Annotated in this window: 27 protein-coding genes; 6 read left to right on the forward strand and 21 right to left on the reverse strand. The window is 66.2% G+C overall.

The genetic code is table 11. From position 1 onward, the window contains the following. Positions 1-57: 57 nt before the first annotated feature. The 5 genes from infB to pip all read right to left on the reverse strand — a co-directional run bounded on the left by infB (position 58) and on the right by pip (position 6,585). A complete protein-coding gene (gene infB / locus OU426_RS07645) occupies positions 58-2,652 on the reverse strand; it encodes a translation initiation factor IF-2 (protein WP_267633332.1) in 2,595 nt (864 codons plus the stop codon). Between the two features lie 7 nt (positions 2,653-2,659). Beyond that, the gene (locus OU426_RS07650) at positions 2,660-3,277 is read right to left on the reverse strand and encodes an RNA-binding protein (RefSeq protein WP_267633333.1); all 618 of its coding nucleotides are present in this window, start codon (positions 3,275-3,277) and stop codon (positions 2,660-2,662) included. Further along, a complete protein-coding gene (gene nusA / locus OU426_RS07655) occupies positions 3,277-4,887 on the reverse strand; it encodes a transcription termination factor NusA (RefSeq protein WP_267633334.1) in 1,611 nt (536 codons plus the stop codon). The genes OU426_RS07650 and nusA overlap by 1 nt, the downstream gene beginning before the upstream one ends. Further along, positions 4,888-5,457: a ribosome maturation factor RimP gene (gene rimP, locus OU426_RS07660; protein WP_267633335.1), complete on the reverse strand. Its 570-nt coding sequence runs from the start codon at positions 5,455-5,457 to the stop codon at positions 4,888-4,890. Positions 5,458-5,607: 150 nt separating this feature from the next. Then, positions 5,608-6,585: a prolyl aminopeptidase gene (gene pip / locus OU426_RS07665; protein WP_267633336.1), complete on the reverse strand. Its 978-nt coding sequence runs from the start codon at positions 6,583-6,585 to the stop codon at positions 5,608-5,610. 49 nt (positions 6,586-6,634) lie between these two features. On the opposite strand from pip, the gene ubiG reads away from it, so the two are divergent. Next, positions 6,635-7,372 carry a bifunctional 2-polyprenyl-6-hydroxyphenol methylase/3-demethylubiquinol 3-O-methyltransferase UbiG gene (gene ubiG / locus OU426_RS07670; protein ID WP_420712574.1) on the forward strand — a complete coding sequence of 246 codons (738 nt, stop codon included), beginning with the start codon at positions 6,635-6,637 and terminating at the stop codon, positions 7,370-7,372. A 71-nt stretch (positions 7,373-7,443) separates the two neighbouring features. Here ubiG and OU426_RS07675 read toward each other — a convergent pair whose 3' ends face one another. Genes OU426_RS07675 through OU426_RS07690 form a run of 4 tightly spaced genes read right to left on the reverse strand, consistent with a single transcriptional unit; the run spans position 7,444 to position 9,731 of the window. Further along, a complete protein-coding gene (locus tag OU426_RS07675) occupies positions 7,444-7,884 on the reverse strand; it encodes a MarR family winged helix-turn-helix transcriptional regulator (RefSeq protein WP_267633338.1) in 441 nt (146 codons plus the stop codon). Beyond that, complete coding sequence (locus tag OU426_RS07680) at positions 7,877-8,713, reverse strand: carbon-nitrogen hydrolase family protein (protein WP_267633339.1); 837 nt, start codon at positions 8,711-8,713, stop codon at positions 7,877-7,879. The genes OU426_RS07675 and OU426_RS07680 overlap by 8 nt, the downstream gene beginning before the upstream one ends. A 3-nt stretch (positions 8,714-8,716) precedes the next feature. Then, entirely contained in the window at positions 8,717-8,974 is a 258-nt protein-coding gene (grxC, locus tag OU426_RS07685; RefSeq protein WP_267633340.1) for a glutaredoxin 3, read from the reverse strand. A gap of 34 nt (positions 8,975-9,008) precedes the next feature. Further along, entirely contained in the window at positions 9,009-9,731 is a 723-nt protein-coding gene (locus tag OU426_RS07690) for a double zinc ribbon domain-containing protein (protein WP_267633341.1), read from the reverse strand. Positions 9,732-9,755: 24 nt separating this feature from the next. Between OU426_RS07690 and OU426_RS07695 the strand changes: the two genes are divergently transcribed. Together OU426_RS07695 and hemH are read left to right on the forward strand one after the other, a co-directional pair. Beyond that, positions 9,756-10,586, forward strand: coding sequence for a methyltransferase domain-containing protein (locus tag OU426_RS07695; protein WP_267633342.1), 831 nt, complete (start codon positions 9,756-9,758; stop codon positions 10,584-10,586). Positions 10,587-10,619: 33 nt separating this feature from the next. Beyond that, positions 10,620-11,669 (forward strand): ferrochelatase, encoded by a 1,050-nt coding sequence (gene hemH, locus OU426_RS07700; protein WP_267633343.1) that lies wholly within the window; start codon positions 10,620-10,622, stop codon positions 11,667-11,669. Positions 11,670-11,830: 161 nt separating this feature from the next. Here the strand turns inward: hemH and OU426_RS07705 are convergent, their stop codons facing one another. The 3 genes from OU426_RS07705 to OU426_RS07715 all read right to left on the reverse strand — a co-directional run bounded on the left by OU426_RS07705 (position 11,831) and on the right by OU426_RS07715 (position 13,335). Then, positions 11,831-12,010 (reverse strand): hypothetical protein, encoded by a 180-nt coding sequence (locus OU426_RS07705; protein ID WP_267633344.1) that lies wholly within the window; start codon positions 12,008-12,010, stop codon positions 11,831-11,833. Positions 12,011-12,384: 374 nt separating this feature from the next. Continuing rightward, the gene (locus tag OU426_RS07710; protein ID WP_267633345.1) at positions 12,385-12,567 is read right to left on the reverse strand and encodes a hypothetical protein; all 183 of its coding nucleotides are present in this window, start codon (positions 12,565-12,567) and stop codon (positions 12,385-12,387) included. 156 nt (positions 12,568-12,723) lie between these two features. Beyond that, complete coding sequence (locus OU426_RS07715; RefSeq protein WP_267633346.1) at positions 12,724-13,335, reverse strand: L,D-transpeptidase; 612 nt, start codon at positions 13,333-13,335, stop codon at positions 12,724-12,726. A 189-nt stretch (positions 13,336-13,524) separates the two neighbouring features. Between OU426_RS07715 and dalA the strand changes: the two genes are divergently transcribed. Next, positions 13,525-14,034, forward strand: a complete 510-nt coding sequence (dalA, locus tag OU426_RS07720) for a divisome-associated lipoprotein DalA (protein ID WP_267633347.1) — start codon at positions 13,525-13,527, stop codon at positions 14,032-14,034. 58 nt (positions 14,035-14,092) lie between these two features. Here dalA and OU426_RS07725 read toward each other — a convergent pair whose 3' ends face one another. The 8 genes from OU426_RS07725 to hslO form a co-directional block, all read right to left on the reverse strand. Next, the gene (locus OU426_RS07725; RefSeq protein WP_267633348.1) at positions 14,093-14,587 is read right to left on the reverse strand and encodes a L,D-transpeptidase family protein; all 495 of its coding nucleotides are present in this window, start codon (positions 14,585-14,587) and stop codon (positions 14,093-14,095) included. 62 nt (positions 14,588-14,649) lie between these two features. Beyond that, a complete protein-coding gene (locus tag OU426_RS07730) occupies positions 14,650-15,879 on the reverse strand; it encodes a class I SAM-dependent RNA methyltransferase (protein WP_267633349.1) in 1,230 nt (409 codons plus the stop codon). Further along, positions 15,876-17,708 carry an ABC transporter ATP-binding protein gene (locus OU426_RS07735; RefSeq protein WP_267633350.1) on the reverse strand — a complete coding sequence of 611 codons (1,833 nt, stop codon included), beginning with the start codon at positions 17,706-17,708 and terminating at the stop codon, positions 15,876-15,878. Before OU426_RS07735 ends, OU426_RS07730 begins: the two co-directional genes overlap by 4 nt. Continuing rightward, positions 17,705-19,555 (reverse strand): ABC transporter ATP-binding protein, encoded by a 1,851-nt coding sequence (locus OU426_RS07740; protein ID WP_267633351.1) that lies wholly within the window; start codon positions 19,553-19,555, stop codon positions 17,705-17,707. Before OU426_RS07740 ends, OU426_RS07735 begins: the two co-directional genes overlap by 4 nt. A gap of 209 nt (positions 19,556-19,764) precedes the next feature. Further along, a complete protein-coding gene (locus tag OU426_RS07745) occupies positions 19,765-20,358 on the reverse strand; it encodes a LysE family translocator (protein ID WP_267633352.1) in 594 nt (197 codons plus the stop codon). Between the two features lie 43 nt (positions 20,359-20,401). Next, positions 20,402-21,541, reverse strand: coding sequence for a CCA tRNA nucleotidyltransferase (locus OU426_RS07750; RefSeq protein WP_267633353.1), 1,140 nt, complete (start codon positions 21,539-21,541; stop codon positions 20,402-20,404). Next, on the reverse strand, positions 21,538-22,140 hold the full coding sequence (locus tag OU426_RS07755) for an NUDIX hydrolase (RefSeq protein WP_267633354.1): 603 nt from the start codon (positions 22,138-22,140) through the stop codon (positions 21,538-21,540). The genes OU426_RS07750 and OU426_RS07755 overlap by 4 nt, the downstream gene beginning before the upstream one ends. Further along, entirely contained in the window at positions 22,127-23,152 is a 1,026-nt protein-coding gene (gene hslO, locus OU426_RS07760) for an Hsp33 family molecular chaperone HslO (RefSeq protein WP_267633355.1), read from the reverse strand. The genes OU426_RS07755 and hslO overlap by 14 nt, the downstream gene beginning before the upstream one ends. Before the next feature lie 81 nt (positions 23,153-23,233). Here hslO and OU426_RS07765 point away from each other — a divergent pair, with 81 nt between their 5' ends. Continuing rightward, complete coding sequence (locus OU426_RS07765) at positions 23,234-23,674, forward strand: NUDIX hydrolase (protein WP_267633356.1); 441 nt, start codon at positions 23,234-23,236, stop codon at positions 23,672-23,674. Positions 23,675-23,758: 84 nt separating this feature from the next. Here the strand turns inward: OU426_RS07765 and OU426_RS07770 are convergent, their stop codons facing one another. After that, positions 23,759-25,033: a PP2C family protein-serine/threonine phosphatase gene (locus OU426_RS07770; RefSeq protein ID WP_267633357.1), complete on the reverse strand. Its 1,275-nt coding sequence runs from the start codon at positions 25,031-25,033 to the stop codon at positions 23,759-23,761. A 159-nt stretch (positions 25,034-25,192) separates the two neighbouring features. Here OU426_RS07770 and OU426_RS07775 point away from each other — a divergent pair, with 159 nt between their 5' ends. Beyond that, a complete protein-coding gene (locus OU426_RS07775) occupies positions 25,193-25,543 on the forward strand; it encodes an Hpt domain-containing protein (RefSeq protein ID WP_267633358.1) in 351 nt (116 codons plus the stop codon). Positions 25,544-25,554 lie beyond the last annotated feature (11 nt).

Genomic DNA, 25,554 nt, shown 5'->3' on the forward strand with positions numbered 1-25,554 from the left:
CACCAGTATTCCGGCACCGGACGAAATGAAATGGGGGCGTTTCCGCCCCCATTTTCGTCAGCTGAGCTTGCGCTCGATCTCTTCGCGCTCGAAGATCTCGATCACGTCGTTCTGGCGGATATCGTCATAGGCCTCGAAGGCCATGCCGCATTCCTGCCCCGACTGCACTTCCTTGACTTCGTCCTTGAATCTCTTGAGGGTTTTCAGCGTTCCCTCGTGGATCACGACGTTGTCGCGCAGGAGGCGCACACCGGCCGAGCGGCGCGCGACGCCCTCGGTGACAAGGCAGCCCGCCACCTTGCCGACGCCCGAGACCTTGAAGACTTCGAGGATCTTCGCATAGCCGATGAAGTTCTCGCGCACCTCGGCCTTGAGGAGACCCGAGGCCGCGGCTTTGATGTCATCGACCAGATCGTAGATGATCGAGTAATAGCGGATCTCGACGCCCTTCTGGTTTGCGGCATTGCGCGCGGGCGCATTGGCGCGGACGTTGAAGCCGATGACCGGCGCGTTCGAGGCTTCGGCCAGGCCGATGTCCGATTCGGTGATCGCGCCGACGCCATAATGCAGGACGCGGACCCGAACCTCGTCGTTGCCGATTTTTTCCATAGCCTGAACAATCGCCTCGGCGGATCCCTGCACGTCGGCCTTCACCACCACGGGCAGTTCGGCGACATTCTGGTCGGCCTTGGCCTTGGCCATCAGCTGTTCCAGCGTCGTTGCCGCACCCGCTGCGGCGCGCTTGTCCTTCGCCGCTTTCTCGCGGTAGGTGGCGATTTCGCGGGCCTGCGCCTCGGTCTCGACGACGTTCAGAACGTCGCCCGCCTCGGGGGTGCCGTTGAGGCCCAAGACCTCGACAGGCACCGAAGGTCCGGCTTCCTTCACCCGGTCGCCCTTGTCGTTGATGAGCGCGCGGACCTTGCCCCATTGTTCACCGACAACGAAGATATCGCCCTGCTTCAGCGTGCCGTGCTGCACAAGCACCGTGGCAACCGGGCCACGGCCCACATCGAGCTTGGCTTCGATCACCGCGCCTTGCGCCGCGCGGCCGGGGTTGGCCTGAAGTTCCAGAATCTCGGCCTGCAGCGCGATGGCTTCAAGAAGCGTGTCGAGCCCTTTGCCGGTCTTGGCCGAAACCTCGACATCCTGCACATCGCCCGACAGGGCCTCGACCACCACCTCATGCTGCAGAAGATCGGTACGGACCTTCTGGGGATTGGCGTCGGGCTTGTCGCACTTGTTGATCGCAACGATCATCGGCACCTTGGCGGCCTTGGCATGGTTGATCGCCTCGACCGTCTGCGGCATGACCGCGTCGTCCGCCGCCACGACCAGAACCACGATATCCGTCACCTGGGCGCCACGGGCGCGCATCGAGGTGAAGGCCGCGTGGCCGGGCGTGTCGAGGAAGGTCAGGATGCTGCCGTTCGAGGCTTTCACCTGATAGGCGCCGATATGCTGGGTGATGCCGCCCGCTTCGCCCGAGACCACGTTGGTCTTGCGGATCGCGTCGAGAAGCGAGGTCTTGCCGTGGTCGACATGGCCCATGATCGTGATGATCGGCGGGCGCGCCTCGAGGTCTTCGGCCTTGTCGTCGACCGTGTCGATGACCTGTTCGACGTCGGCGTCCGAGACGCGCACCGCCTTGTGGCCAAATTCCTCGATCACCAGTTCCGCCGTATCGGCGTCGATCGACTGGTTCATCGTGACCATCATGCCCATCTTCATGAGCGACTTCACGACATCCGCCGCGCGTTCGGCCATCCGGTTGGCGAGTTCCGAGACGACGATCATCTCGGGCAGCTGCACGTCGCGCGACTGTTTCTCGGCCTTGTGACCAAAGCCCATCGCCTTCTGGCGGGCCTTTTCCTGCTTGCGCTTCATCGCGGCGAGCGAGCGCTGGCGCCCGCCCTCGCCGTCGAGCGCGTCGGAGATGGTCAGCTTGCCGGTGCGGCGACCTTCGTCGCCGCGGGCGGCCTTGCCGCGCGCATCGCGGTCGCCCGCGCCGCCACGCTCGTCGCGTTCGCGGTCGGTCTTGCGCGGGCCGACGGTCGCGACGCCTTTGGTCGCGGCCCGTGCAGCGGCGGCTTCTGCGGCGGCCGGATCGGCCGGTGCGGCGCCTGCGGCAGCAGGCTTTGCGGCGGGCGCGGGCTTCGCCCGGCTCGCGGGCTTGGTGCCCAGAACTTCCTGGCGACGTGCCTCGCGCTGCTCGGCCGCCTCGCGGGCGGCCTCCTTGGCGCGACGCTCATCCTCTTCGGCCTTCTGGCGCAGAAGATCCTGATGCTCGCGCTCGGCGCGTTCCTTTTCCTCAAGCTCGGCGCGACGGCGTTCGCGATCTTCCTCGCGGGCGCGTTCCTCGGCCTCGCGGCGCGCCGCGTCTTCGGCGGCCTGCGCCTTGTGGACCTGCAGCGCCTTCAGGCGGCGCTCCATCTCGGCGTCGGAAATGCCTGCGGGACGGCGCGACGGGTCGCCGCCAAGCGACGCGCCACCGCCAGCGGCGGCAGGGCCCGCGCCGGGCTTGGTGACGACGATCTTCTTCTTCTTCGTCTCGACGATGACAGCCTTCGTCCGCCCGTGGCTGAAGCTTTGCTTCACCTGTCCGGGGCGGGCGCCGCCGAGGCCGAGGGGTTTCTTGCTGTCCGTATCGCTCATACCGGTCTCAGTTCTTTCCCGACGGATCATCCGCCGTGCTTTGCCGCAAGCCGTTTAGTTTCGCGGCTTCCTCTACAACACGCTTCGCCAATCCGCCAGCGCCAAGCGCCGCATGGACCACCGAATCCCGCCCGAAAGCCTGCCCAAGTTCGTTGGACGTGAGGCATCCGAACCATCTCGCCCCCTCGGGCGTCCAGAGTTTGCCCTTGCCGCGTTCGGATCCGTCCGACGCCTGAAGGAGCACCTTGGCTCTGCCTTCGGCCAGCCAGTCCTTGACCTTTTCAAAGCCGCAGACCGCCTTTGCTGCCTTGCGGTCGAGCGAGATAAGCTCGACCACCCGCCGCGCCAGCCCCGCCTCGACAAGGTCGGCGAGCCCGTCGGGTACCTTCGCAGGCGCCTTGGCGCCCCGGGCGAAGAGACCCTTCTGTCCCGCCTTGTCGATCGCCGCGCGCGAAGCCGTCACCCAGACGCCACGACCGGGCAGCTTGCCGGCGAGGTCCGGCGTGACGATCCCGTCGGGCGACAGGACGAAGCGGACGAGGCCAGCCTTCGGCTGCACCTCGCCGGTCACGACGCAGCGCCGTTCGGGGTCTTCCCGCAATTTTTCGGCGCCGCCGCGTGTCATCAGGCCTCGGCTTCCTCTTCGGTCTCTTCCTCGGCGTCCGCGCTTTCCAGTTCAGCCGGATCGACCCAGCCAAGCTGGATGCGCGCGGTCATCACGAGCGTCTGCGCCTCTTCGAGCGAGACGTCGAACTTCTCGAGAAGCCCTTCGTCCTTCACGCGTTCGCCGTTCACGGTCGTCCAGCCGCCCGCAAGTTCCCAGTCCGCGCAGGTCGCGAAATCCTCGAGCGTCTTGATGCCGTCCTTGGCCAGCGCCTCGACCATCTGGGGGGTCAGTCCCTCGAATTCAACCAGGCTGTCCTCGACGCCAAGCGCACGGGCATTTTCCAGCGCGGCCTTGTTCTGAGCTTCGATGAAATCGCGGGCGCGGGCCTGAAGCTCTTCCGCCGTCCCTTCGTCGACGCCTTCGATCGACAGAAGCTCGTCAATGTCGACATAGGCCACTTCTTCGAGGCTGGTGAAGCCTTCCGAGACCAGAAGCTGGGCGAAGAACTCGTCCAGATCGAGGCTGTCCATGAAGAGCTTGGTGCGCTCGGCAAACTCGGCCTGACGGCGTTCGCTTTCTTCCTGCTCGGTCATGATGTCGATATCAAGGCCGGTCAGCTGCGAGGCGAGGCGCACGTTCTGGCCACGACGGCCGATGGCGAGCGAGAGCTGGCCATCGGGCACGACGACCTCGATCTTGCCGCCTTCCTCGTCGATCACGACCTTCGACACTTCGGCCGGTTGCAGCGCGTTCACGAGGAAGGTCGCCTGATCCTGATTCCACGGGATGATGTCGATCTTCTCGCCCTGAAGCTCGTTCACCACGGCCTGAACGCGGCTGCCGCGCATACCGACGCAGGCGCCGACCGGGTCGATGGAATTGTCGTACGAGATGACGCCGATCTTGGCGCGGCTGCCTGGGTCACGGGCCACGGCCTTGATCTCGATGATGCCGTCATAGATCTCCGGCACTTCCATCTTGAAGAGCTCGGCCATGAACTGCGGGTCGGTGCGGGAAAGGAAGACCTGCGGCCCGCGCGCCTCGCGGCGGACATCCTTGATATAGGCGCGGATCCGGTCGTTCGGGCGGTAGCTTTCGCGGCCGATCTTCTCGGTCCGGCGCAGGATCGCTTCGCCGCGGCCGATGTCGACGATGATGTTGCCGTATTCCTCGCGCTTGACGACACCGTTGATGATCGTGCCCTTGCGGTCCTTGAATTCCTCGAACTGGCGGTCACGCTCGGCTTCGCGAACCTTTTGCAAGATGACCTGCTTGGCCGACTGCGCCGCGATCCGGCCGAGGTCGACGGGCGGCACCTCGTCGACGATCGTATCGCCGATGACCGGGTCCTTGAGATACTGCTTGGCCTGCGCGACGGTCAGCTGAGCCTGGTAATTCTCGACCGCATCATCCTCGACGACGGTGCGGACGCGGGTGAAGGTGGCGCGGCCGGTCTTGCGGTCGATCGCCACGCGGATATCCATTTCCGAGCCGTAGCGGGACTTCGCCGCGCGGGCGAGGCTTTCCTCCATCGCCTGGATCACCAGATCCGGGTCGATCATCTTTTCGCGCGCAACCGCTTCAGCGGTCTGCAGAAGCTCCAGCTGGTTGGCTGAGGTGATGGCCATTCACTCCTCCTCGGAAGTATGTTCTTCGATATGGTCGAACTGGGCTTCGTCCACCTGTTCGGTGGCTTTCTTCTGCCGCAGCATTTCAGCGATAAGGTCGTCGGTCAGGACCAGCTTGGCATCCGCCAGCCAGTCGAATTTGAGCCCGATCGTGCCTTCCTCGATCTCGATCAGCACCTCGTCGCCCTCGGTGCCGCGCAGCATGCCCTTGAAGCGCTTGCGCCCGTCGATCATTTCGGAGGTTTCGATCCGCGCCTCGTAGCCCGACCAGAGGTCGAAATCCTTCAGCCGGGTCAGCGGTCGGTCGATGCCGGGCGAGGAGACTTCAAGCGTATAGGCATCCTCGATCGGGTCTTCCACGTCGAGAATGGCCGAGACGGCGGTGGAAATCTTGCCGCAATCATCGACATCGATGCCGCCATCAGGACGGTCGGCCATGATCTGCAGGGTCTTCGTATTGCCGCCCATCAGGCGCATGCGCACCAGTTCGAACCCCAGCCCTTCGATGACGGGGGTCACGATCTCGGCCAGGCGCCGGTCGATGGCGGTTTTCGCGATGAGGTCGGTCATCGGTGGCTTCCAAAACAAAAAGCGGGCCAGAGGGCCCGCCGCACTTTCCGGTGGGCTGCGAGTTTGGACCCCGCAGCGCCTCTGTTGAGTGGCGATATAGGGGAAAGGGGGAAAGGATGCAAGGAATGAATCGGTTCCGCGCTGCCCGCTTCAGCCCCTCAACCCGTCCATCACCCGCACCAGCTCGGCGCTGATGCCGGTTTCCGACAGGGCGTGACCGGCGGCGGGGATCAGGCGCAGGTCGGCTTTCTTCCAGCCCTGGGCCAGCTGGAAGGCCGAGAGCGGCGGGCAGATCATGTCGTGGCGGCCCTGCACTATCACGGCGGGGATAGGCTCGATCCGGGCGCGGTCGCGCAGGATCTGGCCGTCTTCCTCCAGAAAGCCCTTGTTGAGGAAATAGTGATTCTCGAGCCGCGCGAAGGCGCGGGCATAGTCGGGGGGTGCCTCGCCGGTCTGGCCGTCGCTTTCGATCGAGGCGAGCGCATTTTCCCAGCCGACCCAGGCGCGGGAAAAGCGCGTCTCCTCGACGAAGTCCCCCGAGAAGAGCCGGCGGTGATAGGCGGCGATCAGGTCATGCTGTTCGTCTTCAGGGATCATCCCCGAAAAGCGCTGCCAGAGGTCGGGCCAGAAGGTGCCCGCGCCGCCGCCGTAGAACCAGTCAAGCTCGCGCTGCATCATCAGGAAGACGCCGCGCAGGATCAGATGGGTAACTCGGTCGGGGTGCGCCTCGGCGTAGAGTAGCGCCAGCGTCGCGCCCCAGCTGCCGCCGAAGACCGCCCATCTGTCGATGCCGAGGCCGGTGCGGATAAGCTCGATGTCTGCGACAAGGTCCCAGGTGGTGTTGGCCTCGACCGAGGCATGGGGGCGCGAGCGCCCACAGCCGCGCTGGTCGAAAAGCACGATCCGGTAGTGCGCGGGGTCGAAATAGCGCCGCATCGCGGGAGAGGTGCCGCCGCCGGGGCCGCCGTGCAGCACCACGACCGGCTGGCCCGCCGGATGGCCGCATTGTTCGACATAGATCTCATGCCCGCCCGGCACGGCGATCATCCGCCGGTCAAAGGGCTCGATCTGGGGGTAAAGCGAGAGCCCCCCGATACCTGCGCGTTTTTGCCCTGCGGTCCGATCCATGATTGGACTATATAAGCCTTCGAAGTGCCCCGCCACCCGGAGAAGAGTGATGAGCCCCACCACCGTCGACCCCGCCGAGATCGCGAAATTCGAGGCGATGGCCGCCGAATGGTGGGACGTGGGCGGCAAGTTCAAACCCCTGCACATGATGAACCCGGTCAGGCTCGACTATATCTGCGCCCAGATCGCCGCCGAGTTCGGCCGCGACCTGACCGCGCCGCGCCCGTTCGAGGGGCTGAGGCTCCTCGATATCGGCTGCGGCGGGGGGCTCTTGTCGGAACCGATGGCGCGGCTTGGCGCCACGGTCGTGGGCGCCGATGCGGCGGAGGGCAATATTCCCGTCGCGCGGCTTCATGCCGAACAATCTGGGCTGACCATCGATTATCGCCATACGACCGCCGAGGCACTGGCCGAGGCGGGCGAGGCGTTCGACGTCGTGCTGGCGATGGAGATCGTCGAACATGTGGCCGACCCGCAGGGATTCACCACCACCTGCCACGACCTTCTGAAGCCCGGTGGGCTGATGGTCATGTCGACGCTCAATCGCACGGCAAAGAGTTTCCTCGCCGCCATCATCGGCGCGGAATGGGTGATGCGCTGGCTGCCGAAGGGCACGCATGACTGGCAGAAATTCATCACGCCGGAGGAGCTCTATGGGCTGATCCGGACCGCGGGACTTGATCCGGTGGACCGCAAGGGCTTCGTCTTCAATCCGGTCAGCTGGCAATGGTCGGTGTCGGAACGCGACCTCGCGGTCAATTACGTCACCGCCAGCGTGCGGCGTTAGGGTCGCTTGGGGGCGCTGCCCCCAGACCCCCGGGATATTTGAAAGCGAAAGAGAGGGGGAAGAGCGCCTTCCTATTCCTCTTCCAGAAGCAGGCGCAGGTCGCGCAGCACCGGCAGCGCGGCGCGCACCTTCTCGACCCCGATCGAGCGGACGACATCACCGATCACCGGGGCGACGGCGGCCAGCGCCGCATCGCGGGCTGCGCGGCCCGAGGGGCTGATCGAGACGAACTTGCGCCGCGCATCGTCCCAGTCGGGGCGGATATGGATATGGCCTGCCCATTCGAGTTTCGACAAAGTGTTGGTCATCGCGCCGCGGGTGACATGGAAAGCATCGGCAAGCTGGGCGGGGCTTTTCTCGGCCCCGGCATGGGCGAGGTGGTTGAGCACCGCGAAATGCGAGATTTCCATGCCCTTGGGCAGCATCTTCGACAGCCGGTTGCGCGCCAGCTGGTCGGCGGTGAAGACCTCTGAAAAGAGCGTGACGGCGAGCGCTTCGGTCGGGTCAGACATCAGGGCCCTCGAACGGACGGTCGTGCGTGAGGGAGGGCACGCGCGCGCGGGCTGCCCTGACCTGCGACAGGTCGAGATCGACGAAGGTCACGCCGGGTTCGATGCCGCCGTCGGCAAGAACCTCGCCCCAAGGCGCCACGGCCAGCGAATGGCCATGGGTGCGGCGCGGTTTGCCATTGTGGGCGGCATGGGTGCCGCATTGCGCGGGCGCCAGCACGAAACAGCCGTTTTCGATGGCGCGGGCGCGGAGCAGGCTTTCCCAATGCGCCGCACCCGTCGTGTCGTTGAAGGCGGCAGGAGCGGTCAGAATCTCTGCTCCCGCCTGGGCGAGGCGGCGGTAGAGATGGGGAAAGCGCACGTCGTAGCAGACGGACATGCCGATCTTCGCGAAGGGGGTTTCGGCCAGCACCGCGCGGGTGCCGGGCCGGTAGCCCGAGGATTCGCGATAGTGCTCGGTCTCCGACACGTTCACGTCAAACATGTGGATCTTGTCATAGCGCGCCGCGACCGACCCGTCGGGCGCGATCAGGAAGGAGCGGTTGGCGAAGCGGCCATCCGCGTCGTGGGTCAAAAGCCCGAGCGAGCCGATCAGAAGCCAGATGCCCGCCGACTGTGCTTCCTCGCGGAGCGCGGCGAGGGTTTCGTCCGCCTCCTCATGCCGCAGGACGCGGCGCTGGTGGGCGCGGTCGGACGACAGGCAGTTCGTCACCTCGGGCGTCAGGATAAAGCCCGCGTCGCCCTTGACCGCCTCGCGCACCATGGCGAGCGTGACCGGCAGGTTCGCTGCCGGATCGTCGGTGACCGAGAGCTGAAGAAGGGCCGCGCGCATCCGTCAGGCCGCGAGCATCGGGTCGAGCTTGCCCGCCCGGTCGAGCGCATGGAGATCGTCCGACCCGCCCACATGCACGCCGCCGATGAATATCTGCGGCACGGTGGTGCGGCCACGCGCGCGCTGGATCATCTCGGCCCGGCGGACAGGTTCGCGGCCGATATCGGTTTCCTCGAACGCCACGCCCTTGCGGGAGAGAAGCGCCTTGGCGGCATGGCAATAGGGGCAATAGCCCTTGGTATAGATTTCGACGCGCGGCATGGCGGATCCCTTGGTTCGGCGTGACTATAGGGATTTAGGCGTCCTTCGCAACGCGCGCCAGCGCCAGAACGGAAACGTGAGAGGCCCCTGCGGCAAGGCAGGCATCCGCTGCCGCGGCGAAGGTGGCGCCCGAGGTCATCACATCGTCGACGATCAGCACATGGCGACCGCCGAGGCGGTGACGGCGGCGGGGATGGGCGCGGATCGCGCCCTGAAGATTGCGGAAGCGCGTGTCGCGGTCCTTGCCTTCCTGGCTGTCGGTCTTGCGGGCGCGAATCAGAAGATCGGGGCAATGGTCGAGACCGAGGCTGCGCGCCAGCGCGCGGGAGAGAAGGGCGGATTGATTGTAGCGGCGGCGGAGAAGCCGCAGCCAGTGGAGCGGCACGGGCGCCACCAGCATGTCGGGCACGAGGATCGGGCGGACCGCGTTTGCAAGCCAGCCAGCCATCGGGCGCACGAGGTCGAGCCGGTCGCCGTGCTTCAGCGCCAGCACCATCTGGCGGCCCCTGTCACGGTAAAGGAGCGCGGCGCGCCCCCGTTCCCACGGCCGGGCGATGGTCAGGCAATCGTCGCAATATTCCGCGCGGCCCTCGTCCTCGCCGGGCAGGGGCGTGCCGCAGCGGTCACAGACGAGACCGCCGATGAAACCCGTATCGCGCCAACAGGCGGGGCAGAGGCCGAATTCCTCGGCCACCGGCGCCCCGCAGGAGGCGCAGGCGGGCGGAAAGATCAGGCGCAGCGCGCTTTCTATTCCCATTTCCGTCCCTTATGGTCGCGGCCCATGTCCGCGCCCGTTTCCGCCCCCCCGCCGCTCACCGACCGCGCCGCCCTTGAGGCGAACCGCGCGCGTGCGCGGCGGCGGGGCCTTGCGGCCTTCCTGCATGACGAGGCCTTGGCCGAGATTCAGGAAAGGCTCGGATTGGTTAACAGACGGTTTACGGCGCCCGCGATCGTGACCGGATGGCCGGAGATTTGGGCGGATGCAGTGCCCGCGGCGCGGGTCGTGGCCGATGCGGATGTGCTGGACCTGACAGCGGGCGCGCATGATCTGGTGATCCATGCGATGGCGCTGCATTGGGCGGCCGATCCGGTCGGACAGGTGATCCAGTGTGCGCGGGCGCTGCGGCCCGACGGGCTGTTCCTTGCCGTCGCGCCGGGTGGGCGGACGCTGCACGAGTTGCGGGCAAGCCTCGCCGAAGCAGAGGCGGCGGTTACCGGGGGCCTGTCGGCGCGCGTCCTGCCGATGGCAGAGGTGCGCGATCTGGGCGGGCTGTTGTCGCGGGCAGGGCTCGCCCTGCCGGTCGCCGATGTGGTGGGTCTTTCGGTCAGCTATCGGTCGATCCGCCATCTTGCCGCCGATCTGAGGGCAATGGGCGAGGGCAATGCGCTGGCCGCCCGGGCGCGCTGCGCCCTGCCGCGCCCTGTGCTGCGCGAAGCCGAAAGGGTTTACGCGGCGCATTTCCCCGCGCCGGAAGGTCGCATTGCAGCGACGATGGAACTGATGTTCCTCACCGGCTGGGCGCCGCACGAGAGCCAGCAGAAACCGCTGCGCCCGGGTTCTGCCGTGGCGCGGCTCGCCGATGCGCTGAACGCGCCGCCGCTGAAAGACTGAACAGACCGAGCCACCGAAAGAGTCAGGAAGCCGATGACCGACGCGACCCGCCCCCTGCCGCACGCGCCCGCCGATCACCCGAAACTGCCGCCCGCGCGCGTGGGCGTGCTTCTGGCAAATCTCGGCACGCCCGACGGCTATGATTACTGGTCGATGCGGCGCTATCTGTCGGAGTTTCTGTCCGATCGCCGGGTGATCGATTACCCGCGCTGGAAGTGGCAGCCGATCCTGCAGCTGATCATCCTGTCGAAGCGCCCGCAGGCCAAGGGCCGCGACTACCAGACGATCTGGAACCATGAGCGGAACGAAAGCCCGCTTCTGACCATCACCCGCGACCAGACCGACAAGCTCAGGGCCGAGGCCGAGGCGCGCTGGGGCGGCCGGGTGATGGTCGATTTCTGCATGCGCTACGGCAATCCTTCCACCGAAAGTGTGGTGCGGCGGATGGTGGCGGCGGGGTGCGAGAAGATCCTCTTTTTCCCGCTTTATCCGCACTATGCTGGGGCCACGTCGGCCACCGCGAACGATCAGTTCTTCCGGGCGCTGATGAAGGAAAAGCGCCAGCCCGCGGCGCGGACCGTCGCGGAATACTTCGACAATCCGCTTTATGTGGACGCGCTCGCGACCTCAGTCGAAAAGGCCTATGCGGGGCTCGACCACCGGCCGGACGTGCTGGTGGCCTCCTATCACGGCATGCCGAAACGCTATCTGATGGAGGGCGATCCCTACCATTGCCAGTGCCAGAAGACGACGCGGCTGCTGCATGAGCGCCTGGGGTGGGACAAGGGGTCGATCGAGACGACCTTCCAGTCGGTCTTCGGGCCGGAGGAATGGCTGAAGCCCTATACGGTCGAACATGTGGCGGCGCTGGCACGGGCGGGCAAGAAGCGGATCGCGGTGATTTCACCGGCCTTCGCGGCGGATTGTATCGAGACGCTGGAGGAAATTCAGGGCGAGATTCGCGAGGCTTTCCTGCATGCGGGCGGCGAGAGTTTCACCTACATTCCCTGCCTGAATGACGGCGAAGCGCATATTGCCGCGCTTTCAGCGATCATCGCTGAAAATCTTTCGGGCTGGGTCTGAAGACAGCGGGGCGAAGACGGCAGACCCGGGCGCCTCATCGGGCCTTTCAGCCCTCTTCGGCGAGGAGGGCCGCAAGGCCGGACGAGCCGCTCCCCGTCCAGTCCGCAAAAGAAAAAGGCGACGCGGAGCGTCGCCTTTTCCTTCTGAAAGATCAGACCCGATCAGTTGCTGGCAGCGGCCGCAACGAGCAGGAGAACGAGCAGCGGAACAACGATGCCGCCAGCCGAGGACGAGGCCTGAGCTTCGACAACGGTTTCTTCCATGACCGGCTCAGCCATGCCACCGGCGAAAGCCGAGGTGGCAGCCAGGGTGAGGGCGGCAGCAAGCGCGATTTTCTTCATTTGACTATGTCTCCATCCGCGCCCCAGCAGGGATTCATCTGAGGATAACTGGGGCAATTTTGGTTACCTCGTTACGCCGACTAGCGCGAACTGCGGGATATGTGCAACACCCCATGTGTGGTCGCGCGAAAAGCTTTCGGGAGCTTCGTCAAAATAGCAACACTCCCGGCGTCCGGTTTTCGCGGCGCCAGGGTGGCAGGAAACCTTCCCCGGAAGACCAGCCGGATCAGGTAACTATCTGAGTCGGATCGCCACACCGGAAGAACACTCCGGCACCAGAAACACCCGGTGGCAGCGGGGATATGTTGCGCCGGGGGCTGCACCCCCGGCGACAGGTCCCAGTCCGGCGCAGAAACCGGCCCGGCACGCTTTGATCAGTTGCTGGCCGCCGCGGCGACGAGCAGGAGGACGAGCAGCGGAACGACGATGCCGCCGGCCGAAGACGAGGCCGCCGCGTCGGCGATAGGCTTGTCATCCATCACCGGCGGGGCCATGCCGCCAGCGAAAGCCGAAGTTGCTGCGAGCGTAATGGCAGCAGCAAGCGCAAACTTCTTCATGAATATCTCCATCCGTGCCCCGTTGGCATGAACCGGAACGACCGGGGCGATGTCTGTCCCTCGGCCACAGGTTGAGCCCGGCACGCGCAGATTTTCAAGCAGAATTTCCGCGCCCGCCGCCGGTGGGGCGGGCGCGCATGTCAATTCGGCAACAGGTCAGATCAGCAGCACCTGGGTGCCGACCTTGGCGAAGCTGAAAAGCTCGGTGATATGTTCGTTGTAAAGCCCGACGCAGCCGTTCGACGACCGCCGCCCAATCTTGCGGGTGTCATGCGTGCCGTGGATGCGGTAATATTGCCAGCTGAGATAAAGCGCGAGGGGCCCGAGCGGGTTCTTCGGATCGCCACCCTCGACCACCTCGGGCCATTCGGGATTGCGCTGCCGCATTTCCGGCGTCGGGCGCCAGGTCGGTTTGACCACCTTTTCAACCACCTGGGTGCGGCCGCGGCGCGTCAGCTCCTCCGACAAAGCGACCGAGCAGGGATAGAGCCGGTAGGTCGCGCCATCCTCACTGAAGTAGTGCAGGGCGCGCGAGGTAATGTCGACGAGGATTGCGCCCTTCGCGAGATTGGCGAAATAGGGCTGCCATTCGAGCGAGCGGAAGCTCGAGATATTGTGGCGGATATTGTTGCTCAGGTCCTGCTCGAACTCGGTCGTACCATCATTGACCGCCTGCGCAAGCGCGGGTGCTGCGAGGCTTCCCGCCGCGAGTGCCGCAGCCCCGCCCAGAAGCGCGCGGCGGCTCAGCTCTTTTCCGTCTGAACGCATTGCCTCATCTCTCCGTTTGCCGGTTGGGGCCGCCGGGGTCCTGCCGTCAGCCCGTGTCATTTCTGGCCGTCCGGGGCGGTTCGCGCAAATCACGCCTGCGCGAGAGGCCGCCCATCCCGGCGATTTGGCGTTTGAACACCGTTTGGCGAAACTGTAAAGCACGGGCGAAAGAATGGGAGCCTTCTTCCGATGAACAAGCCTTTTTCCGCCGTTCTCGCCGCGGTCCTGATGCTTGCGGCCTGCCAGACCGGGCAGGTGCAACTTGCCTCCGATGGGCGCGCGGTGCCGCAGGCCTATGTGATCGGGCCGGGCGATGTGGGCCGCGTGACCTATTCGATGGTCGATTCGATCAATGCGCTGAGGTCGGCCAAGGGGCTTGCGCCCCTGACGCTCGATGCGCAGCTGACCGCCGCCGCCGCCACCCATTCGCGCGACATGCATCTGCAGAACCGGCCCTGGCATTTCGGGTCCGACGGGTCCTCGCCGCTCCTCCGGGTGCAGCGCACCGGCTATCCGGGCAAGATGCTGGGCGAGAATATCTCGGAAACCTACGAGAACGAGCGCGAGACGCTTGCCGCCTGGATGCAGGTTGCCGATACGCGCGGCGTGATCCTGGATCCGGCTGCGATGAAGGTCGGGTTTTCCTGGTTCCAGGAACCGTCGGGCAAGCTCTGGTGGACGCTCGTCACCGGAAGCTGAGCCGTGAGGGGCCGCTCATCGTGCGCTTCGCTTCTCTTCGCTGGGGTGGCGACCGCGGTCAGGGCTTGATGAAGATCGGCGTGCCGACACGCACCATCGCATAGATCTCCTCGATCTCGCGGTCCTTGACCGCGATGCAGCCAGCGGTCCAGTCCGGCCCGAAGCCGCGATTCTTGCCCGCGCGGCCGTGGATGAAGATGTCGCCGCCGGGCTTCTTGCCAAGCGCTGCCGCTTCTGCCCGGTCCAGATCGTTCGGATAGGAAATGCCGAGCGACAGGTGATAGCTGCTTTTCGGATTCCGTCGGTCGATGAAATAGGCGCCTTCGGGAGTCTTGCGGTCGCCCTCGAACTGCTTGTCGCCCACCGGATTGCCGCCAAGCGCGATGTCGTAGGCTTTCAGCACCTCGCTGTCATGCAGAAGGTACATGCGCCGGTCGGCCTTGTGCACGACGATCGCGGTGACGGCGGGGCCGTTATAGGTGCGGAACTTGCCGCCGCAGGAGCTGACGACCGCAAGCGTGGCCAGAAGAAGAATTGCGCGAAGAAATGTCATGCTACCCGTTGCCCTTTTCCGCCTCTTACACGGCGCGATGCCGGGCGGGAAGGGGGAAGCGGTCAGGCTTTCGTGAGGCCGGTGCGCGTCAGGCGCGCAGCCAGTTCGACATGGGTCGACCAGCGGAACTGGTCCACCACCTCGATCCAGTCAAGCGTGAAGCCCGCGTCCGACAAGATCCGCGCGTCGCGGGCGAAGCTGACCGGGTTGCAGGAGATATAGGCAACGGCTCTTGTCCGGGAAGCTGCGATTTCAGACACTTGCGCCTCGGCGCCCGCGCGCGGCGGGTCGAGGAGGATCGCGTCATAGCGGTCAAGCTCGTCGGGCAGAAGCGGGCGGCGGAAGAGGTCGCGCGGCTCGGTCGTGATCCGGTGCAGACCCGGCGCATGGCGCGCGGCGCGGTCAAGGGCTGCAAGCATCGTGCGTTCGGATTCGACGGCATGTACCTCTGATCCCGCAGCGAGCGGCAGCGAGAAGGTGCCCGCGCCGGAAAAGAGATCGGCGATCCGGTCCGCCCCGCCGAGTGCCGCCCGCGCCGCAGCGAGGAGTGCCGCCTCGCCCTCGCGCGTCGCCTGGAGGAACGCCCCCGAAGGCGGCTCGACGAGCGCGCCCCCGAAGCGCTGGGTCGCGGGGCGGCGGACGGCGACGGGCTCGCCCTCCCATGTCAGGCGGGCGAGGTCGGCGCGTTCGGCGATGGCAGCGAGGTCGGTGAACAGCGCGGGCTCCAGCGGCTTGCCGCCGCTGACCGCGACATCGGCGCCCGCCTCTGTCGCGGTCACGGTCAGCGATATCTCGCCCTTGCGCGAGCCGCCCGCGATGGTCAGATCGCGCAAGGCGGGCAGAAGGGCCGTAAGCGATGGCAGCAGGAGGTGGCAGTCGCTAAGGTCGGCAAGCGTGCCCGAGGCGCGACCGTGGAAGCCGACGATCGCGCCCTTCTTCGTGCGCCTGCCGGAAAGAGTCGCGCGCCTGCGCGACCGTTCGGGCGAGGTATGGACGGCGCGGATCGGCGCCGGAAGGCCCTGAGCCGCGAGAGCGGCGCGCACCACATCCGCCTTCCAGTCCTCGACGAACCCGTCGGTCGCGTGCATCAGCGCGCAGCCGCCGCAGGCGGCGTAGTGCGGGCAGGGCGCTCGGCGGCGGTCGGGCGAGGGCGTGACGATGGCGGGGGCGTCCATCCGCCCGTCCGCCACCTCGCCCTCCACCACTTCGCCTGGCAGGGCGCGCGGCACGTAGACGGGACCCGCCGCGATCCCGTCGCCGAGATGGCCAAGCCGTTCGATCGTCACTTTCACTGGGCGGCCTCTTCCGTGCCGAGGAAACCGCCCGACTGACGGCTCCAGTAGCGGGCGTAAAGCCCGCCCCTGGCGAGAAGCACCGCGTGACTGCCCTCTTCGACGATCCGGCCCTGGTCAAGGACCACAATCCGGTCCATCTCGGCGATGGTCGAGAGGCGGTGGGCGATGGCCAGAACCGTCTTGCCCTGCATTACCCGGTGAAGCGCTTCCTGCACCTGCGCCTCGACCTCGCTGTCGAGGGCACTTGTCGCCTCGTCCAGCACAAGGATCGGCGCGTCCTTGAGGAAAGCGCGGGCGAGCGCGATGCGCTGGCGCTGGCCACCTGACAGTTTCACGCCGCGTTCGCCGAGATGCGCGTCATAGCCCTTGCGGCCCTTGTGGTCTTCGAGGGACGGGATGAACTCGTCCGCCTCCGCCGCCCGCGCAGCTGCCACCAGATCCGCCTCGGTCGCGTCGGGGCGGCCGTAAAGGATATTGTCGCGGGCGGAGCGGTTGAACATCGCAGTTTCCTGCGTGACCATCGCGATCTGGCGGCGCAGGCTTTCCTGCGTCACGCCGCGCACATCGCGCCCATCCACAAGAACCCGCCCGCTTTCGGTGTCGTAGAGCCTGAGAAGCAGCGCGACGAGCGTCGATTTGCCCGCACCCGAGGCGCCGACGATGCCAAGCTTCTCGCCCGGGCGGATGGTCAGGCTGACATGGTCGATGCCACCCCGCGTCCGGCCATAGGCGAAGGTCACATCGTCAAACCGCACCTCGCCGGTCACGCGCCCCAGATCGGTGGCGTCGGGCGCGTCGGTCAGGGCATGTGGCGGAGTGAGCGTGCGCATCCCGTCCTCGACCTCGCCGACCGAGGCATAGATCGACATGAGCGCGAAAGAGACCCAGCCGGTCATCTGCGCGATGCGGATCGAGACGGTACCCGCCGCCGCGATGTCGCCGGGGGTCGCCTGACCCTTGGACCATAAAAGCAGCGTGCCGCCGATGAGGAGAAGCGGCAGGGTACCGGCAAGCGTCATCAAGGCGAGGCGGAACCAGGCCGAAAGCCTGCCGAAGTCGAGCGCCGATGTGCGGAACACCTCCATCGCGCCAAGGGCCGCGCGATCCTCGTGATCGGCATGGGCGAACAGTTTCACCGTCTTGATATTGGTGATCGTATCGACGACCTGGCCGGTGACCATCGCCCGCGCCCCGGCACGGTCCTTCGATTTCACGCGGATGCGCGGCAGGAAGGCCCAGATCAGGCCGATATAGACCATAATCCAGATTGTCAGGCCCACCGCTACAACGCCGTCTATGGTCAGAAGAAAGACCGCCGAGCCGATCAGCGTGGCCAGCGCGAAGGCCACGGTATTGATGGTTTCCGACGCCACATCGGTGACGGCGCGGGCCGCCTGCATCTGTTTCTGCGCGATCCGGCCCGCGAAATCATTGTCGAAGAAGGTGACGGCATGGCCCATCGTCCAGCGGTGCAGGCGCGAGAGGACGAGTGGCAGAACATTCGGTTGCACGATGACCGAGTTCGAGGCCGACGAGAGGCCGAAGGCGAGTGGCCGGAGTATGATCAGGAAGAAGCCGAAGGTCGCGAAAAGCTGCCAGTGATCGCGAAAGACCGTGGCCGCCTCGGCACTCGTGGCGACATCGACCACGCGGCCGAGGAAGTCGGCAGTGATCACCTCCATCACGCCGGCGAAGGCCGAGAGGAAAGTCGCGACCAGAAGCGGCCCCCAGGAGCCTGAGAGACACCAGAGAAAGAAGCGCCCGAGCGTGCGCGGCGGCGGCCCGTCCGCCGGCCGGAAGGCATCAATCGTCCAGAATCGCCTCACTCGGCTGCCTCCGCATCCTCGGTCCCGATGAAGCCGCCAGATTGCCGTTCCCAGAAGCGGGCGTAAAGACCACCTCTGTTCAGAAGGTCGGCATGGGTGCCTTCCTCGGCGATGCGGCCGTCGTCCAGCACCACGATCCGGTCCATCCGCGCGATGGTCGACAGGCGGTGGGCGATGGCTATAACCGTCTTCCCCTCCATCACGCCATAAAGCGTGTCCTGGATCGCCGCCTCGACCTCGCTGTCGAGCGCGCTTGTCGCCTCGTCGAGGACAAGGATCGGCGCGTCCTTCAGGATCACGCGGGCGATCGCCACCCTTTGGCGCTGGCCGCCCGAGAGCTTCACACCGCGTTCGCCCACTTGCGCGTCGTAGCCTGCCCGCCCTTCGGGGTCGCGCAGCGTCTGGATGAAGCCGTGCGCCTCGGCCCGTTCGGCCGCCGCGATCATCTCCGCCTCGGTCGCCTCGGGGCGGCCGTAGAGGATGTTTTCGCGCACGGTACGGTGAAGAAGCGAGCTTTCCTGCTGCACCATGCCGATCTGCGCCCTGAGGCTCGCCTGCCGGACCATGGCGATATCCTGCCCGTCGATCCGGATGCGGCCGCCCTCGCTGTCGTAGAACCTCAGGAGCAGCTTCACCAAGGTCGATTTGCCGGAGCCCGAGCGCCCGATGAGGCCGATCTTCTCGCCCGGCCGGATGGTCAGGCTGATCCGGTCGATCCCGCCCGAGCCGCGCCCGTAGTGGTGCGACACTTCTTCAAACGCGATCCGCCCCTCGGTCAGCCGCAGGTCCGGCGCGCCCGACGCGTCGGTCAGGCCGACGGGCTGGGCGATGGTCTCCATGCCTTCGGACACGACGCCAAGCGCCTCGACGAGGTTCGAGGTCGCCCACATCACCCAGTAGGTCATGCTGGTCAGACGCAGGACCAGCGCCGTTGCCGCAGCGACCGCTCCGGTGCTGGCTGTGCCGTCGAGCCAGAATTTCACCGCAAGGCCCGTCAGCATGACGATCAGGCAGGCGTTCAGCGCCGTCAGCATCACGTCCATCTTGGTGACGAGCCGCATCTCGGCGATGAACCGGTCGCGCAGCGCCCGGATCGCCGCGCCCGCATAATCGACCTCGCGGTCGTCATGGGCGAAAAGCTTCACCGAATGGATGTTGGTATAGCTGTCCACCACCCGCCCCGTGACGGTCGAGCGCGCGTCGGACGAGGCCTTGGACGCCGGGCCGATCCGCCGCGCCGTCCATCTGAGGAGCGCGAGGTAGAAGACGATCCAGACCGCGAGCGGGATGAAAAGCCGCGCATCGGCCCCGATCAGAAGGATCGAGGCGCCGACCACGCTCGTCAGCGCGAATGCCACGCAATCGAGCATCTGGAAAACCGCGTCGCCGATCGAGGGCGGGGTCTGCATGATGCGGTTGGCGATACGGCCGGCGAAATCATTCTCGAACCAGCCGACGGGCTGACGCAGCACATGTTTGTGCGCCCGCCAGCGCACCAAAGCGCCGAGATTGGTCAGGATCGTATTGTGCAGAAGGGCGGTGTCGAAAGCCGACACGACCGGCCTTGCGACGAGGACGAGGAAAGCCGCGATGGCGAATTCCGTACCGTGGTCGGCGAGAAGGGTCGCGGGCGCTTCGCGGCCCAGAAGGTCGACGATGCGGCCAAGATACCAGATGAGTGCAATCTCCGACCCCGCCACCAGCACCTTGCAGAGCGTGCTGAAGACGAAGACCCAGCGGAAGGGCCGGACATAATCGCGGATGAAGGCGAAAAGCCGGGTGGGCGGTGCGTCGTGCTCGTCATAGGCCGCGAAAGGATCGACGAGATTTTCGAAGAAGCGAAACATGGAGAGAACTTTCCAGCGGATGCAACAAGGGTCAGGCGGGGCCTCGCGGGACCGCCACACGGGGTTCGGTCCGGCTCAGGCGAGCTCTGGCAGAATCCCGTTCCTCATGGTGCAACCCTCCGTTGGATGCGGTTCAGATAGCGCAATCACGGGCGCTTGTCACGCCCCGGATTGTACCAGCCAATGTATCGGCGGCACTCGACCTGTCGTCAGTGGCTGAGGATCTGGAGCGTCGAGAGAACGATGAGCCCGGCCATCGTCAGGTTGAATAGCCTGAGACGTCCTGCCGTGGTCAGCCAACCGGAAATCGCCTGACCGAGCCCTACCCAGGTCGAGGCGGAGCCGAGGCCCAGAAGCGTGAAGGTGGCGGCGACGATCAGCGCGAGCCGCCATGGGTCGTCGGGCCGGATGAACTGCGATGTGGCGGCGATCGCCATCGACCAGGCCTTGGGGTTGATCCACTGGAAGGCGACGGCGGCGAGGAAGGTCATCGGGCGGGCGGCGGACTTTGACTCGGCGCCCGCCGAGGTAGCAATCTTGAAGGCGATCCAGAGGAGGAGCAGCGCCCCGCCCCAGCGCAGGCCCTCGCGCAAGACGACACTCGTCTGGAACAGGCCGCCGAGCGCGAGGCCGACGATCAGCAGCATCGCTGGAAAGCCCAAGGCGACACCGGTCAGATGCGGCAGGCTGCGGCGAAAACCGAAGGCGGCGCCGGAGGCGGCCAGCATCGCATTGTTGGGGCCGGGCGTGAACAGCGTGGCGATGGCAAGCCCGATCAGGGCGATGAATGTCTCGGTCGGCATGGGGTCCTCCGGCCCGGGAAAGTGCCGGGACGGGGCGCGCGGTTCAAGCCAGCAATTGTTCCCGTGACAAGATAAAGCCCGAGGCGATCCAGCGCGCCTCTAGGTCCTTCAGCCGTCGGCCGAGCGCCGGGCCGGAGAGATCGGGAAGATCGGCGGCGCGGACCGGAAAGCGGGCGGCGGTGCCCGCCGCGATCTCTTGGGCGGCGCCAGGGGGCACCGGCTGTTCCAGAAGCGCGAAACGCAAGGCGAGGATATCGCGCGCCGCATCCGGCCCGTGGCGCCAGGCGAGTTCGCCGGGCCCGGTCGCCGCGCCGATCCCGTCGCGTAGCACAACCAGCCGCCGCGCCTCGTCGCGCGACAGGCGGAGCGCGTCGCCCGCGTCAGCGCCGCCGAGCAAAGCGAGGCGGCGGAGCCAGTCGGGCCGGGCGCCCGCCTCCACCGCGACAAGCCGCGCCAGCGGCGCGGCAGCGGCCCCGGGCAGCACGCGGGCCAGAACGCCCGCCGCTTCCATCGCGGCAAGCGCGGGCGCGGGGTCGGCGGCACCGAGAAGCTTGCGCATCTCGTGCCCGACCCGCTCTCGCGATAGTGTCCCTATTCCGGCCGAAAGGGCCGCTGCCGCTGCCAGCCCGTCCGGGTCGATCCCGCCCGCGGGGTCGCCGTAGATCGCGTGAAAACGGAAGAAGCGCAGGATGCGCAGGTAATCTTCGCGGATGCGATCCTCGGGCCGCCCGACGAAGCGCACGCGGCGGGCCAGAAGGTCGGGCAACCCGCCGAGTGGGTCGATGACCGTGCCGTCGCCTTCGGCATAAAGCGCGTTCATGGTGAAATCGCGCCGCGCCGCATCTTCGGCGATATCGTCCGAATAGGCGACTGTCGCGCGCCGCCCGTCGGTTTCCACATCGCGGCGGAAGCTTGTCACCTCATGCGGCCGCCCGCCCGCCACGATGGTGACGGTGCCATGGTCGATGCCGGTCGGCACCACCTTTAGCCCCGCCTCTTCGGCCAGTGCGACCACGCGGTCGGGGCGGGCATCTGTCGCGATGTCGATATCGTCGATGGCGCGGCCCATCAGCGCGTTGCGAACACAACCGCCGACCAGAAGCGTGCGGTGTCCCGCCTTCGTCAGGCAGGCGAGAACCGCCTGCAGGGCTTCATCGCCGATCCAGTCGCTTTCGATCCTCATGCCGCCATCCGGTCCGCCAGTGCCCTGAGGATACGCGCGGTCGCGCCCCAGATGTAATAGGGACCATAGGGAACCGTGAAATAATGCCGCCGCTGCCCGCGCCAGAGCCGCGATTCGACCCGGAAATGCGCGGGATCGGCGAGATGGGTGTAGGGGACGGCAAAGACCTCCTCGACTTCTTCCTCCTGCGGGCGGGGGGCGAAATCAGGGTCTATTTCGGCCAGAACCGGGGTCACGGTGAAACCGGTGACGGTTTCATGGGGTGCGAGCGCGCCGATGATCCGTGCCTGCTGCGGCAATAGGCCGATCTCTTCCTCGGCCTCGCGCAGCGCGGCACGGATCAACCCGTCTTCGCCCGTACCATCAGCCGCATCGACCTTGCCGCCGGGAAAGGCGATCTGGCCGGGATGGTGCTTCAGATGCGAGGCGCGCTTGGTCAGGATCACGCGATCGCGCTGAAACCCCACGAGTACCGCCGCCGGGCGCAAGAGGCGCCCCTCGGGCAGGACGGTGCCGGGGTTCAGGTCATAGTCCGACGTGTCGCGCCCTGGCCGGGCGATCGCCTGCCCGAGCCGTATGGCGAGGTCAGAGGGCGGCACCTGAGCCGCCCTCGGCACCGTCTGCGGGTGCCTTCGTTGCCTCGAATCCAAGCGTTGCGGGTTCGAACTCGTAATGCGCGCCACAGAACTGGCAATCGGCGGTGACGATGCCTTCGGGCGTCGTCATCGTGGCGATGTCCTTGGCCGAATAGATCGACAGGCTCTGGCGCACCTTGTCGGGCGAGCAGGTGCAGCCGAAGCGAACCCCCTGCGCATCGAAGACGCGCGGGCCTTCCTCGTGGAAGAGCCTGATCAGCAGGTCGGTCGGCTGGACGGAGGGGCCGATCAGTTCAAGCTCCTCGACCGTGTCGAGGAGGAGGTTGACGCGGTTCCAGTTTTCGCCCTCCGCGCCGCCAAGAATGTCGGCGTGCGTCAGGAGCCCGCCCTCGCCCGAACCGCCATCGGCCGCGACCGAGGGCGAGGCCGATGGCATGTGCTGCAGCATCACGCCGCCGGCGCGCCAGCGTTCGCCCTCGCCGGGCAGGCGCGAGCGGCCGAAAGACAGCGCAAAGCGGGTCGGCAATTGTTCGGATTGGGCGAAATAGGTCTCGGCGCAGGCGGAAAGCGAGCCGCCGGCGATGGGTGTGATGCCCTGATAGGGCAGGTTGCCTTCGCCCTGGTCGATGAGCACGGCCATATAGCCCTGACCGATCAGGTCGAAGGGCTTTGCCTCCGGATCTATCCGCTCGGGGTCGAACGAGGCCCAGGCGCGGATCTGCGCGGGCGCGCCATCTTCGGCCGGGGCGTAGTAGTCGGTCGCGACAATCCGCGCCGGGCCGTTGCCACGGATCTGCAGCGACAGTTTCCAGCGCAGTTTCATCGTCTGGCCGATGAGTGCCGTCAGAACGGCCGCCTCTGCCACCAGAGCCTCGATCTGGGCGGGATAGTCGTGCTGGCAGAGAATCCGGTCGAGCGTGCCGTCGAGCCGCGCCACCCGGCCACGGATGTCGGACGCGTCAAGCTGGAACGGCAGGACGGTATCGTCCCAGGCAATCTCGAGGGTCGAGGACATGGAGTTCCTTGAGGGGTTTTCTTCGGGCGCGGGCCTTGGCATAGCTTGTCGGGTCAAAATGGGCAACCTCGGGCGGATGGGATGATCAGGCGGTTCGGAGAGCCGGTGGTGGCGGGGCAGGTCTATCGGCCCCGGCCAGGGGCTTACGCGGTCCTGAAGTTAGATGGGGATGTATTGCTGACCTATCAAGAGGAGCCCGACGCAGAGTTCCAACTGCCCGGCGGCGGCATTGACCCGGGCGAATCGCCTGTTCAGGCGCTGCACCGCGAGGTCTATGAGGAGACCGGCTGGACAATCGCCGCGCCGCGCCGGATCGGGACCTTCCGCCGCTTTGCCTACATGCCGGAGTATGACCGCTGGGCCGAGAAGATCTGCATGATCTACCTCGCCCGACCCGTACGCCGCATCGGCCCGCCGAAGGAGCCCGGTCACACGGCGGTCTGGGTGGGCGCGCGCGAGGCCGAGCGGCTTGTCGGCAATGACGGCGACCGGCATTTCCTGCGGCTCGCGTTCGGGTTTTGAGCCGAGACGGAGCGAGGGGCCAGCCCCTCGCGCTCCCCGGGATATTTGGACCACAGTGAAGGGCAGGTCCGAGGCAGACGCGGCTCAGTCGGCGTTGGCCTTCGCACCGTCGAACTCGAAAAAGACGCCCGAGACATCGTCGGAAAATTCGCCGCCGGTATAGTCGTTCAGATGCCAGTGCAGCGCTTCGAGGAAGGCCGCGCCCCTGAGCCCTTCGCAGCGGGCGATGAGTTTTGTAAGGCCCTCTTCGCCCAGTTGCACCTCATTGGCATCCGCGGCCTCGGTGATGCCGTCCGACATCAGGAACAACCGGTCGCCGGGGTCGAGCTGCGTCTCGATCCGGTCGTAGCTGGCGAAATCTATGAGGCCGATCGGCATGCCGCCGGTGCCGAGATATTCCACCCGTCCATCCTTGCGGATTACCGCCGGATGGGGATGGCCCGCCTGCACCATCGCGACCTTGCCTGAGACGAGGTCGATATCGGCATAGGCCAGCGTGAAGTAATTTTCGGTCTCCATCTCCTTCAGGACGACGCGGTTGAGGGTTTCGGCGAGTTCCTCGGGCGGGCGGGCGTCGTAGATGCCGAACTCGGTGAGGACGAGGGCGAGGTTCTGTTCGGGGGAATTGCCGGAAAGATAGCCCGCGAGCCGCGCAGTCATCAGGGCGGAGGTGATGCCGTGACCCGAAACGTCGATGGCGAAGAAGCCGATGCGGCGGGCGTTGATCGGGAAGAAGCCTACGAGATCGCCGCCGACATGGCCGGACGGCCTGAGCAGCAGGTTGACCTCGGCGCTGCCGAAATTGCGGCTGCGCTCGCGCACCAGGCTTTGCTGCAGCTTGCGTGCCTCCATCAGGTCTCGGTCGATGGAATCGTAGAGCCCCTGGAGTTCGGTAAGCGTCGAGGACAGGAGGCGGTTCTTCTCGGTCAGTTCGCGTTCGATCCTGAGGATGCGCTCGCCTGCGGCAATGCGGGCGCGCAACTCGTCGCCGCTGACCGGCTTGATCAGGAAATCGTCGGCGCCCATGTCGAGGCCATGGGCGATCTCGGCGGTTTCGGTCTTCGAGGTCAGGAGGATGAAATAGACATACTGATCAAGCCCGAGGTCGCGGACCCGGCGGCAGAGGTCGAGCCCGGTCATGCCACTCATCATCCAGTCCGAGATCACCAGATCGGGTGCGTCTTGCGTGACGACATCCATCGCCTCTTCTGCCGATCCGACCTCAAGCACGCGGTAGCCAGCGCGCGCGAGCTGCGAGGAAAGGATCTTGCGTTGCACCCGGCTGTCATCGACCACAAGCACGGATCGCGCCGGTGCCACGGCACCTGCGCTTTCGGCTTGCGGTCGTTCGGCCCTCATTGGCTGCACGCGGTTCCCGCCTCTGACGTTCCCGACGAAACTAGGCCGGGCCGGGTTAAGACGAATTGAATGCAAATCGGCTTTTTCGCCGCAGGGGCCTTAACGGCAGCGCAAGGGTTGGGGGCTAGGCTCGAGCGTGGATGGGAAAAGGTGGTGGCCATGATCGATTGGGCAAGGGTGGGTGAATTGCGCGCCGAGATCGGCGACGAGGGATTTGCCGAAGTGGTGGAACTGTTCCTCGACGAGGTCGAGGATGTGGTGGCGCGCCTCAGGGCGGTGCCGGACCCGGCGACCTATGAGCAAGATCTGCATTTCCTGAAAGGCAGCGCCTGGAACCTCGGGTTCAGCGCTTTTGGCGCGCTCTGCCAGGATGGCGAGCGGCGGGCGGCGGGCGGGCAGGCAGGCGGTATCGACATCCCGGTGATCCTCGAAAGTTACGAGAGATCGAAGGACGTGTTCATCGACGGGCTGGGTGAGCTGGCGGCGGGGCGGCAGCCGAGCGCGGCGTAAGACGGGGCGCC

Source organism: Frigidibacter sp. RF13 (genome assembly GCF_026626305.1).
Classification (GTDB): domain Bacteria; phylum Pseudomonadota; class Alphaproteobacteria; order Rhodobacterales; family Rhodobacteraceae; genus TMP-24.